Genomic DNA, 12,016 nt, shown 5'->3' on the forward strand with positions numbered 1-12,016 from the left:
GAGCGCGTATTGAAGCGCGCACTGTGCAATCTCAAGGCTGTATGATAGTTATCCGTTGAGCCCGTACTTCTTCACTTTGTCGAACAGTGTGGTCTTGGCCATGCCCAGTTCCTGGCTGGCCTGGCTCAGGTTGCCGCCCGTGCGTGCCAGGGCATCGGTGAGCAGGTTGCGCTCGAAGGCTTCCACGGCTTCGGAAAAGCTCAGGCCCTGGCTCAGCCCGCTGCCCTGCTTGAACGCCGGCAGGCTCAGGGCGAAGCGTTCGGCCACGTTGCGCAGTTCGCGCACGTTGCCCGGCCAGTCGTGGCTCATCAGCTTGGAGACGGTATGACTGTCCAGCTCGGGGCGGGGCGGTCAAACCGAAGCGCCGCCTGCTGCAGGAAGTACTCGAACAGCTGGAGGATATCTTCACGGCGCTCACGCAGCGGCGGCAGTTCCAGAGTGACGACGTTCAGGCGGTAGTAGAAGTCGCTGCGAAACCCGCCTTCACGGCCCAGCGCGTCGAGATCGGCCTTGGTGGCAGCGATCACCCGGCAGTCGACTTCCACCGGCTGGTTCGAGCCCAGCCGTTCGACCTGGCGCTCCTGCAGCACGCGCAGCATCTTGATCTGCAGGCTCAGCGGCATGCTCTCGACTTCATCGAGAAACAGGGTGCCGCCGTTGGCATGTTCCACCTTGCCGATGCGGCGTTTGCCGGCACCGGTGAAGGCGTTGGCTTCATGGCCGAAGATTTCGCTCTCGAACAGGCTTTCAGGCAGGCCGCCACAGTTGAGCGCCACGAAGGGCTGATGCTGGCGCCTGCTGAAGTCATGCAGGCAGCGGGCGATCAGCTCCTTGCCGGTGCCGGTCTCGCCTTCGATCAGCACGTTGGCGGCAGTGTCGGCCACGTTGGCGATCAGCTCCCGCACCGCCTGCATGGCAGGCGAGCGGCCAATGATGCGTTGCTCCAGTGCGCCGCGGCCGGCCAGTTGTTTTTCCAGGTGGTGCACTTCGCGCGCCAGGCCGCGGTGCTCGAGGGCGCGGCGTACCACGTCCACCAGCCGTTCCGGGGAGAACGGCTTTTCCATGAAGTCGTAGGCGCCCTGGCGCATCGCACCTACAGCCATGGAAATGTCGCCGTGGCCAGTGATCAGCACCACCGGCAGGCTGGGGTCACGGGCTCTGAGCTCGGCCAGCAAGGCCATGCCGTCCATGCCCGGCAGGCGAATGTCGCTGACCACGATCCCGGCAAAGTCGTTGCCCACCCGTGCCAGCGCCTGCTCGGCGCTGCTCACCCCTCGCAGTCGATGTCCTCCAGCGCCAGTGCCTGCTGGCAGCCCAGCAGCACATGGGGATCATCCTCGACGATCAGAACGCTCAAGGGGGTATTCATGTCGAGGGGCTCGCAAGGCTGGGGGTGGGCAACAAGGGGAGGCGAAGCAGGAAGGTGGCGCCGGGGCCCTCGTCAGCGGCCAGGGCCAGCTCGCCGCCGGCGGCTGCAGCCAGGCTGGCCGAGAGTGTCAGGCCCAGCCCCAGGCCCTGTTCACCAGGCTTGGTGGTGAAGAAGGGTTCGAACAGGTGCTGGCGGGCAGCATCGTCGATGCCGTGGCCGTTGTCCTGCACCCGCAGGCAGTAATGCTCGCCCAGCACCTGGCCTCGCAGCGTGAGCCGCGGCGCATCCATGCCTGCCATGGCGTCCAGGGCATTGCCGATCAGGTTGCCCAACACTTGTTCCAGGCGGGTCTGGTCTATTCCGACGCGCGCATCCGCCGCCTGCCGGTCCACCTGCACGCCTGCGAGGCGGCTATCGAGAACCTGCAGTGCGGCATCCAGCGCGCTGCCAATATTGGCCTGGCCGTGGTCGTCGCCACGCCGTGCGAAAGCGCGCAGGCTGGCGGTGATGCGGCCCATGCGGTCTACCAGGTCGTTGATGGTGCGCAGGTTGGTGCTGGCCACGTCCAGCGCGCCTCGTTCGAGAAACCGAACGGTGTTGCCGGAGAGCGTGCGCAGCGCGGCCAGCGGCTGGTTCAGCTCGTGGGCAATGCTGGTGGACATCTGCCCAATGGCGGCCAGTTTGCCGGCGCGCACCAGTTCATCCTGCGCCTGGCGCAGGGTTTCTTCGGCGTGGCGCCGCTCGCGAATCTGCGCCCGCAGGCGTTCGTTGCTGGCGCGCAGGTCGGCGGTACGCTCGGCGATGCGTTTTTCCAGCAGGTTGTTGGCCTCTTCGAGCGCTTCTCGAGCGGCCAGGCGGGTAGCGAGGACCTTGCGCCGCTCTTTCCAGGCGATCAGCAAAAAGGCCAGCAGGGCGAAGGCCACGCCCACCAGCGCACCGAGGATCATCGCCTCATGACGCTGTTCGCGCAGCGGCGTGAGCAGCGTGAAGCGCCAGTGGGTATCAGGGAGTAGGCGGCTTTGTGCCAGATAGGTGATGGTGCTGGCATTGCCGTTGTCATCGGTTTGCACCAGCGACAGCCGCTCCAGGTCCTGGGCCAGCGTTTCGCGGTCTACCGGCTCCAGCTCGGTCAGGCGATACCAGTAGTATTGCAGGCTGCGCGCCAGGCGCTCGAGGATCACTTCGTTGAGCGGGTAGATCGACTTGAGGCGCCGCGCCGGGTCGCTGGAGAGGATGATGATCCCGTTTTCGTCGCTGACGAAGGCTTCCAGGCGCGCGCGCTTCCAGCGTTCTTCCATTGCCTCCAGGCGTACCTTGATCACGGCCACGCCGATGATCCTGCCGTGATCTTCCAGGCCATGGGCCAGATGATAGCCAGGCTCGCCGTTGGTGGTGCCGATGCCGTAGTAGCGGCCGGTCTGGCCGCGGATGGCATCCTTGAAATAAGGGCGGAACGATAGGTCCTCGCCGAGGAAACTGTCGGTGTCGCGCCAGTTGCTGGTGGCCTGCACGCGGCCGGTGGGGTCGAGCACATAGATGACCCGTGCCCCGCTGCGCCGCTGCAGGCCTTCGAGGTAGGTGTTCACCGCGCCACGCCGGCCGCCGTCGGGCCAGGCCAGCAGGTCGGAGACCCCCGTTTCCAGCTCCAGCACGCTGGGCAGGTAACGGTACTGGTTCAGCTCGATTTCGAGCGCCCGTGCATTGAGCTCCATCTGCCGCGCGCCGGCTTCGCTGAGCGAGCGCAGGCCGTACTGATCGCTGATCCAGTAGCCCAGCACGCCCAGGGCGCTGGTGACCAGCACGATCAATGGCAACATCAGCAAATGGCGGTGGGAACGTGGGAGCACGAGAAAGGTGGAGGGCCGTTCAGGAGTAGGGCGCCATTTCATCACAGCGCCCTGCCGCTGCCCAGCGCCGAGCACCTGGCCACGCGCAGCGGCGTGGCCAGGGCGGGCAGGGCGCGGCGGCCGATCAATGCTGCAGGATCCGCGACAGGAAGTGGCGGGCACGTTCCGAGCGCGCTTCGATATCACCGAAGAACTCGTCCTTGGCGCAATCCTCGACGATCTGCCCCTGGTCCATGAAGATCACCCGGTCGGCCACCTTGCGTGCAAAGCCCATTTCGTGGGTTACGCACATCATGGTCATGCCTTCCTGAGCCAGCTGCACCATCACATCGAGCACTTCATTGACCATTTCCGGGTCGAGTGCCGAGGTGGGTTCGTCGAACAGCATGACGATCGGGTCCATCGCCAATGCCCGAGCAATCGCCACACGCTGTTGCTGGCCGCCGGAAAGCTGGCCGGGGAACTTGTGCGCGTGGGCTTTGAGGCCAACGCGGTCGAGCAGCTTCAGGCCCTTTTCGGTCGCTTCCTCTTTGCTGCGGCCGAGCACCTTGATCTGCGCGATGGTGAGGTTTTCGGTGATCGACAGGTGCGGGAACAGCTCGAAATGCTGAAACACCATGCCCACCCGCGAGCGCAGCTTGGGCAGGTCGGTCTTGGCTGCGCCCACCGACGTGCCGTCGACCACGATGTCGCCCTTCTGGAAGGGCTCAAGCGCGTTGACGCACTTGATCAGCGTGGACTTGCCCGACCCGGACGGGCCGCACACCACCACCACTTCACCCTTCTTGACTTCGGTGCTGCAGTCGGTGAGCACCTGGAAGTTGCCATACCACTTGGAGATGTTCTTGATGGAAATCATACGGCCAACCTTTTCTGCAGGCGCTTGACCAGTACCGAGGCACCGAAGCTGATGAGGAAGTACACGACACCGGCGAAGATCAGGAACTCATTGGCCTGGCCGACGATGTCGCCGCTGGAACGCGCGGAGTTGAGGAAGTCCACCAGGCCCACGGTGTAGACCAGCGAGGTGTCCTGGAACAGGATGATGCTCTGCTGCAGCAACAGCGGGGTCATCTTGCGAAACGCCTGGGGCAGGATGATCAGCCGCATCATCTGGCCGTAGCGCATGCCCAGCGCCTGCGCGGCGCCCATCTGGCCCTTGGGAATGGCCTGCACGCCGGCGCGCACGATTTCGCAGAAGTACGCCGCCTCGAACATCATGAACGCCACCACGCACGAGGTGAACGCACCGATGGGCGTATTGGTGCCGGTGATCCAGCCGATCACGAAAGGCACCGCCAGGTAGAACCAGGTGATGACCAGCAGCAGCGGGATGGAGCGGAAGTAGTTGACGTAGAAGCCGGCCACTTTCGACAGTAGCGGGTTATGTGACAGCCGCATCAGCGCCAGCAGGGTGCCGAGGGTGATACCGCCCGCCACGCCCAGTGCCATGATCTTGAGCGTCATGACCAGGCCATTCCACAGCGCAGGCAGCGCCGGGACGATTCCGGAGAAGTCCATTATTTACCCCCCGTGGAGATCATGCCGGGCACCAGGGCGCGTTTTTCGACCAGGCGCATCAGCAACATCAGGCTCATGTTCAAGGTGAAGTAGATCAAGGTGGCCAGGGTGAATGCCTCGAACAATCGCGCCGAGAACTCGGCGGTCTGCTTGGTCTGCGCCAGCAGCTCCATCAAACCGATCAGCGAGGCCACCGAGGAGTTCTTGAACACGTTCAGGAATTCGGAGGTGAGCGGCGGGATGATGATGCGAAACGCTTGAGGCAGCAGCACGATCCTGTAGATCTGGCTGGTGGTAAAGCCCATGGCGCGGGCGGCAGCAGCCTGGCCGCGGGGCAGCGACTCGATACCGGTGCGCACTTGCTCGCACACCCGCGCGGCAGTGAACAGCCCCAGGCAGATCATCACGCTGATGAACGCCGAGGTGGTGGGGTTGAGGTCTTGCTTGAACCATTCCTGCGCGCCTTCAGGCAACAGGTCGGGGACAAGGAAGTACCAGATGAACAGCTGCACCAGTAGCGGGACATTACGAAACAATTCGACGTATGCAGTACCGATGGCGCGCAGCCAGCGGTTGGGGACGGTGCGCAGCACGCCGAGCACGGTGCCGAGCGCCAGGGCGACGACCCAGGCGCTGAGCGCAATGGCGATGGTCCAGCCCAGGCCCGAGATGTACCAGTCCAGGTAAATCTCGTCGCCTACGCCGGTGGAGTCGAAGAATACGCCCCAATTCCAGGAATAGTGCATGGTAGTGGCCTACACGAAAGGGGTGACCGAAAGAGCCTGGCCGCCGCGCAGGCGGCCAGGTGCAAGGCTTACGACTGTTTGTCGGGCGCCGGCTTGTCGGTCGGGTTGGCGATCAGGGCCTTGAGCTTGTCGCTCATCGGGAACTGCAGGTTCAGGTTCTTCGGCGGCACAGGCTGCTCGAACCACTTGTTATAGATGCCGTTGATGTCGCCGGACTTGTAAGTCGCGGTGATGGCGTCGTCGACCACTTTCTTGAAGGCCTCGTCGCCCTTGCGCACCATGCAGCCGTAGATTTCATAGGATTGCGGGGTGCCGGTCACTTCCCAATCAGTGGGCTTCTTGGCCTTGGCCATTTCGCCGGCCAGCAGCACGTCGTCCATCATGAAGGCCACGGCGCGGCCGGTTTCGAGCATCTGGAAGGCTTCACCGTGGTCCTTGGCGGAAATCACGTTCATGCCCATCTGCTTGTCGGCGTTCATGGCCTTGAGCAGGCGCTCGGAAGTGGTACCGGCGGTGGTTACCACGTTCTTGCCCTTGAGGTCGGCGAAATCCTTGTAGGCGCTGTCTTTCTTCGACAGCAGGCGGGTGCCGACTTCGAAGATACCTACCGAAAAGTCGACCTGCTGGCCGCGCTCTGCGTTGTTGGTGGTGGAGCCGCATTCCAGGTCGACGGTGCCGTTCTGCACCAGCGGGATACGGGTCTGGGAGGTCACCAGGTTGTACTTGACCTCGAGATTGGGCATGTCCAGTTGCTTCTTCAGCGCATCGACGACCTTGAGTTGCAGGTCGTGCGAGTAGCCGATCGGTTTGCCGGAGGCATCAGCGATATAGGAGAAGGGGATGGAGGAGTCACGGTGGCCGAGGGTGATGGAGCCGGAATCCTTGATCTTCTTCAAGGTGCCGGTCAGTTCCTCTGCCTGGGCGCCAGTGCTGCACAGGGCGGCGAACAGGGAAAGGCTCAACAGGGTCGGGGCGATACGCATGCTTTGTATCCTCGAGGTTTGTTCTTTTTAGTACGCCAGAGTTGGCTGACGAGAACAGAGCATGACGCGTGCCAGCTTCTGGAAACGCTCAAGGCCCCGGTTTTCGGGGCCTCGAACGCAGGGCTGGCGGCTGGCCATCCGGGATCCCGGATGTGCCACCGAAGTGCTGTTCGGAATTCCGACTATCGCGAACCCAGTGCACCGAAGACTTTCTTGGCAAGGCCGCTGGCCGCTGCCGCGGGGTTCTTGCGAATCGACTCCTCCTGCTGGGCGATCATCGTGAACAGCCCATCGAGGGCCTTTTCAGTGACATAGCCTTCGACGGTGTTGGTCTTGCTGTTGAGCAGCCCCAGGGTGCTGGCCTGGCCCGCGACACCGTTGAATTTCTGTGCCAGCCCGATCTTGTCGGTGTTGGCCTTGACGATGGGCAGGAACTTGGCGCGGATTTCCTCGCGGCTGCTCTTGTTCAGGTACTGGGTGGCCGAATCCTGGCCGCCCTGAAGGATGCCCTTGGCGTCGGTGACGGTCATGTTCTTCACCGAGTTCACCAGAATCGCCTGAGCTTGCGGCACTGCGGCCTCGGCAGCGGCGTTCATGCCGTTCTCCAGGTCCTGGACTTGCGAGCCCATGCCCAACGCGCCCATGAGTTTGTTGGCTTTCTCAAGCTTGGCGGGCAACTGGATGCGCACCTGCGGGTTGTTGTTGAAACCGCCAGGGGTGCCAAGCTGCTTGACCGCCACTTGTGCGCCTTGCGCCAGCGCGTCCTTCAGGCCGCCGGTGGCATCGGATTGCGACAGGTCGTTCAGCGACAGCGCCAGTGCGTTGGCCGAGAGCAGCACACCCGCGCACAGGGTGGCCAAGGGGGCGAAGCGACGGAGCATGGGAGTGTCCTTGTGTCAGTGAATGATCGGTGCGCCAGTATGCACAGGTTCCAGGCGGATGCGCAGCGGTGAAGGGTCCTGGCCATCGAGGGTCACGCTGTGCTGTTCGGAGTTGATCCACAGCAGCTTGCCGTCCGCTTCGATCCGCGCGCTCACCGCGTAACGGTGGCCAGCCTTGAGCTGGTTGGGGTTGTAGGTGAGGCTGAAGGGCAGCGGCACCTGGCGGCCCTCGGTGGGGCCGCTTGCTTGCCGAGCTCAACGGCCGGGGCGTCGGCCAGGGAAACATCCTGCAGGCTCACGCTGAGCACTGCCTCTGGCGGCAACGCGATGCGTTGCAGGTAATACACCTCGCCGGCCAGTGTCGCTTTGGGTCGTGGAACCTGTGTGCAGGCCCCTAATACGAGCAAGGGCAGGCACAGCGGCGAAGGGCGAATACGCATGTTCAGGGCTCCTATCAAAAGGCCGGAAGGCTAGCGCCACGGATGGGCGGTGCAACCTGCGCGCGGTTATTCGAGAGTTTTCCGAAAGTGCCCGGGCATAGGTTCATACCGCAGGCGCCTCCGGTTGCAGTGCCACCTGGCGGATCGACAGGCGCAGCTCGGCCGACAGCACGCGCTTGGCTGCGCCTTCAGCCAGCTCGCCCAGCCGCGCCTGGTAACCCAGGCGGCCCTGGTCATCGGTGAACACCACGCCCACCGCCTGCAACGTCTCGATGAAGTGGCGGAACAGGGTCTTGTCGAAGAACTCCGGCGCGTTGAGCCCGTGCAGCATCGACAACCGCCTGGCCATCACCGTGCACAGCTCCTCCAGCGATTCGGCGGTGAGCTGGTGCTGGCCGGCATTGAGCAGCAGGGCGATCGCCATATAAAAGCGCTGCAACGTCTGGGTGATGCCGCGCGCCAGCAGCGTCAGCAGCACGAACTCCCTGGAGCTGGGCGCTGCGCGCACGTAGGCGTCGCCGTCCAGGCGCAGCAGCCCTTGCTCGACGAAGGCGGCCAGCCACTGGTCGAGCACGGTGTCGAGCTCCTCCACGGGCCAGCGAATGAAAAGCTCCGCCTGAAGGAAAGGGTAAAGCGCGCGGGTGAAGCGCTGCATCTGTTCACGGGTCATCCGCGACGCACTGAGGAAGAAGCTGGCGAGCAACGCCGGCAGTGCGAAGGCATGGAGGATGTTGTTGCGGTAATAGGTCATCAATACGGCATTGGGTTCATCCAGATAGAGAATGCGCCCCAGCCGATCATGCTGCTCGGCCAGCAGCCCCATGCCACGCACGTGCTCGATCAGTGCCTTGCCATCGCCCTCGGGCAACGTGGTGAACGGGGAATACGGCACCGCCCGTTGCAGTGCCAGGAACAGGTTCAGCGCCCCTTCCAGTGCGACCTCGTCCAGTGCCTGGCGGCTGCTGGAGAGCAACGCCAGCGCCACCAGGTTGACCGGGTTGATGGCCACCGCCTCGTTGATGCTGCGCGCCACCTGGTCACCGAGCTGGCGGGTGACCGGATGCAGCCACTGTGGGCGTTCACCCTCGGCCTGGGCCTGCTGCTGCCAGCCAGGTTGGTTGACGTCGAGGAACTGGCCCAGGCGAATCGGTTCGCCGAAATTGACCGCGACCTCACCGAAGCGCTGCTTCAGCGCGCCGATTACCTTGAAAATGTCGAACACCGATTCTTTCTTCTTGCTCGCCCCACGGAGTTCACCCAGGTAGGTGCGGCCCTCCAGCACCCGCTCATAGCCGATGTACACCGGCACCAGCACCACGGGTGTGCGCGAAGAGCGCAAATAGCTGCGCAAGGTGATCGAGAGCATGCCGGGCTTGGGCCGCAGCATGCGCCCGGTACGTGAGCGGCCGCCCTCGACGAAATACTCCACCGGAAAGCCACGCGTGTGCAGGGTATGCAGGTATTCGTTGAACACCGCTGCGTAGAGCGGATTGCCCTTGAAGGTGCGGCGCATGAAGAAGGCCCCGCCGCGGCGCAGCAGGCTGCCGATCACGGGCATGTTCAGGTTGATGCCGGCAGCGATGTGGGGCGGCGTCAGGCCATTTCGGAACAGCAGGTAGGACAGCAGCAGGTAATCGATGTGGCTGCGGTGGCAGGGCACATAGATCACTTCATGGCCGGGGGCGATGGCCTTGACCTGATCGATGTGGCCGACCTTGATGCCGTCGTAGATCTTGTGCCAGAACCAGCTGAGCACCACCTCCAGAAAGCGAATGGCGGTGTAGGTGTAGTCCGAAGCGATCTCGTTGCCGTAGCGCAGGGCGAGTTTCTCTGCCTTTTCCTGGGTGATGTGGCTGGCCTGCATCTGCTCGGTGATGGCTTCGCGCACCTGCGGGGCGTGTACCAGGCCTTTGACCAGGTGCCGGCGGTGGGAGATGTCAGGGCCGATCACGGCGGCCTTTTGCTGGCGGAAATGCACTCGCAGCAGGCGCTGGGCACGGCGCGTGGTGCGCTCCTGCGTATGGTTGTTGTCCATCAACTGGCGCAGGCGCAGCGGCGGGGCGAACTGCACGCGGGTTTTGCGGCCCAGGATCATGATGGTCACTAACCGGCGCAGGCGCCCGGTGACGGCCCAACTGTCGGCGAACAGCAGCTTCCATGCACTGTTTTCACTGGCAGGCGACAGGCCCCAGAACACGCTCACCGGCACGATCTGCGCATCGACGCTCGCATCTTCGGCCGCCAGCGCGACGAGCCTGCGCAGAGTAGGCGGTGCGCCGCGCTTGTCGTGGCGGCCGAGCCAGTCCGGGTCGGGCGTGAGGTAGAGAAACGCCGCCGGCTCCAGCACAGAGTCCAGCGCCACCGGCCACACCGGGCGCGGCAGCCCTGCCTTGGCGCATTCCCGATCCACCACCGCCAGGTCACTCAGTGCCGGCGACTGCAGCACGTAGAACGCAGGGGTGCTGCGGTCGAGATTCTCACCGTACGACGGCGGATTGATGGTTTCCGAGCGCACCCACAGGTAGAGGGTGCGGCGAAGCAGGCTGAACACCAGCCGGCGAAGGGGGAGAGGGTCATGTGCTGTGGAGGTCCTTGAATACCCGCGCATTGTGCCAGAAGCGCAGCAAAAAGCTGTGGGCCTCAAGCGAGAGAGCGGCCGAGCGGGGCTGGCGGCAGTCATGCGTTGGATAATCGAACGGTGCTTTAGTGCACATGGGCTGCAAGGCAGCCGGGAGGGGAAGCGGCAGATGCCGCCCGAGCACAGGCATGCTCGGGCGGGCGTGGTACTCAGCGCATGCCGGGCAGGCGGGCTTCGCTGCGAACCTCGGTCTTGGCCACTGCCTCAGGCGGCAGCACCACGCGTGCCTTGGGCAGCAACTCACCCATGTTGGCCAGTACACGGTACATCGAGTATTCCTCGGTGTAGCGCACTTCCACGAAGCGGCGGTTGGCGTTGTACAGCTCGTTTTCGCTGTCCAGTACATCGAGCAGCGTGCGCTGGCCCAGGCCGAACTGGTCCTGGTAGGCAGAGCGTACGCGGGTGCTGGTCTGGGCGTATTCGCGGGCAACCGGGGTCTGGATGCGGGCGTTTTCCATTGCGTGCCAGGCCAGCGACATATTCTCGTTGAGCGTACGCAGGGCGTTGTTGCGGATGTCCATCGCCTGGTTGATGCGGTGCGCGTCGCCTTGCAGGCGGGCCTTGTCGGAACCACCGCGGAACAGGTTGTAGCTGACCGCTACGCCTGCACGCCAGTTGTTGTAGTGGCCTTCTTCACCGGAGATGTTGTTGTTCGCGCCCACTGCCATCTCGGCATCTACACGCGGGTAGAACTGCGATTTGGCACCTTCATACTGCTGCTCGGCCGATTGCACGTCGGCCTGGGCAGATTTGAGGTACGGATTGTTTTCCTGCATGGCCTGGCGAGCCTGCTCAAGGCCAGGCGGCAGTTCACCGATGATGGAGGTCGGCTCTTCAAGCTGGTCGGGCATCTGGCCAACGGCGCTGTAGAAGTTGGACTCGGCGTCGGCCAGGTCGACCATGGCGGTCTGATAGTTGTTCTGCGCCAGGGCGACGCGGGCACGGGACTGGTCGCTGTCGGCACTGCTGCCGACGCCGCGCTCGGTGCGCAGGCCGATCTGGTCGTTCACACGCTGGTGCGCTTGCAGGTTATTGCGCGCCAGTGCCACTTCTTCGCGGCGCTGCAGTACTTGCAGGTACACCTCGACTGCACGCAGCGCCAGGTCCTGGGCCACGCCCTGCACGTAATAGGCACGCGAGGTCGAAACCGACTCGGTACGTGCTACTTCTCGCGAGGTGTTGGAGCCGTCGAACAGCATCTGGCGCAGGCGCAGTTCCGACTGGGTGTAGTTCAAGGTTTCCTTGTTGTGGTTACCTTGCGCGCGCGTAGTAGGCGTGTCGGAGCGCTCACGCCCCCAGCCACCGACCAGGTCCACGCTCGGGAAGTAGGCACCGCGGGCGACTTTGGCGTCTTCATCCGCAGCGAGGCGCGCGTTGATGTTCGATTGCAGCTCAGGATGGTTGTCGACCGTGGCCTGAATGGCTTGTTGAAGGGTCATTGCATGCAGTGAGCCGGCGCTCATGGCCAAAAGAACGGCGCTGCAGAGCGGAGTCAAAACGCGCATCGGGTACTTCTCCCTGTAGTGTGATGTGTTGCATCGCCAATCATTTGACGTTTTAGCTGGATCGTCTGGTTGGCGATCCTAACATC

The 12,016-nt window shown here is 63.7% G+C and carries 8 protein-coding genes and 2 pseudogenes; all 10 read right to left on the reverse strand.

Annotation, left to right across the window (positions count from 1 at the left end; all coding sequences use genetic code 11):
* Nucleotides 1-48: 48 nt before the first annotated feature.
* A pseudogene (locus LN139_RS02910) lies at nt 49-1,321 on the reverse strand (sigma-54-dependent transcriptional regulator).
* Nucleotides 1,322-1,365: 44 nt separating this feature from the next.
* A complete protein-coding gene (locus LN139_RS02915; protein ID WP_236358557.1) occupies nt 1,366-3,258 on the reverse strand; it encodes a sensor histidine kinase in 1,893 nt (630 codons plus the stop codon).
* An 82-nt stretch (nt 3,259-3,340) separates the two neighbouring features.
* A complete protein-coding gene (locus LN139_RS02920) occupies nt 3,341-4,075 on the reverse strand; it encodes an amino acid ABC transporter ATP-binding protein (RefSeq protein ID WP_236358559.1) in 735 nt (244 codons plus the stop codon).
* A complete protein-coding gene (locus LN139_RS02925) occupies nt 4,072-4,740 on the reverse strand; it encodes an amino acid ABC transporter permease (protein ID WP_236360236.1) in 669 nt (222 codons plus the stop codon). The genes LN139_RS02920 and LN139_RS02925 overlap by 4 nt, the downstream gene beginning before the upstream one ends.
* Nucleotides 4,737-5,483, reverse strand: coding sequence for an amino acid ABC transporter permease (locus LN139_RS02930; protein ID WP_236358561.1), 747 nt, complete (start codon nt 5,481-5,483; stop codon nt 4,737-4,739). Before LN139_RS02930 ends, LN139_RS02925 begins: the two co-directional genes overlap by 4 nt.
* 68 nt (nt 5,484-5,551) lie before the next feature.
* Nucleotides 5,552-6,466 (reverse strand): glutamate/aspartate ABC transporter substrate-binding protein, encoded by a 915-nt coding sequence (locus LN139_RS02935; protein WP_236358563.1) that lies wholly within the window; start codon nt 6,464-6,466, stop codon nt 5,552-5,554.
* 182 nt (nt 6,467-6,648) lie between these two features.
* Entirely contained in the window at nt 6,649-7,347 is a 699-nt protein-coding gene (locus tag LN139_RS02940; protein ID WP_236358566.1) for a DUF4197 domain-containing protein, read from the reverse strand.
* A gap of 15 nt (nt 7,348-7,362) precedes the next feature.
* A pseudogene (locus LN139_RS02945) lies at nt 7,363-7,787 on the reverse strand (YbaY family lipoprotein).
* A gap of 103 nt (nt 7,788-7,890) precedes the next feature.
* Nucleotides 7,891-10,395: a glycerol-3-phosphate 1-O-acyltransferase PlsB gene (gene plsB, locus LN139_RS02950; protein WP_236358568.1), complete on the reverse strand. Its 2,505-nt coding sequence runs from the start codon at nt 10,393-10,395 to the stop codon at nt 7,891-7,893.
* 179 nt (nt 10,396-10,574) lie between these two features.
* Entirely contained in the window at nt 10,575-11,930 is a 1,356-nt protein-coding gene (locus LN139_RS02955) for a TolC family outer membrane protein (RefSeq protein ID WP_236358570.1), read from the reverse strand.
* Nucleotides 11,931-12,016 lie beyond the last annotated feature (86 nt).

It is taken from the genome of Pseudomonas sp. KNUC1026 (genome assembly GCF_021650705.1).
GTDB lineage: Bacteria > Pseudomonadota > Gammaproteobacteria > Pseudomonadales > Pseudomonadaceae > Aquipseudomonas.

Coding starts and splice junctions, on each gene's coding strand:
- LN139_RS02915 (WP_236358557.1), bottom strand. CDS start 3,258: ATGAAATGGCGCCCTACTCCTGAACGGCCCTCCACCTTTCTCGTGCTC.
- LN139_RS02920 (WP_236358559.1), bottom strand. CDS start 4,075: ATGATTTCCATCAAGAACATCTCCAAGTGGTATGGCAACTTCCAGGTG.
- LN139_RS02930 (WP_236358561.1), bottom strand. CDS start 5,483: ATGCACTATTCCTGGAATTGGGGCGTATTCTTCGACTCCACCGGCGTA.
- LN139_RS02935 (WP_236358563.1), bottom strand. CDS start 6,466: ATGCGTATCGCCCCGACCCTGTTGAGCCTTTCCCTGTTCGCCGCCCTG.
- LN139_RS02940 (WP_236358566.1), bottom strand. CDS start 7,347: ATGCTCCGTCGCTTCGCCCCCTTGGCCACCCTGTGCGCGGGTGTGCTG.
- plsB (WP_236358568.1), bottom strand. CDS start 10,395: ATGCGCGGGTATTCAAGGACCTCCACAGCACATGACCCTCTCCCCCTT.
- LN139_RS02955 (WP_236358570.1), bottom strand. CDS start 11,930: ATGCGCGTTTTGACTCCGCTCTGCAGCGCCGTTCTTTTGGCCATGAGC.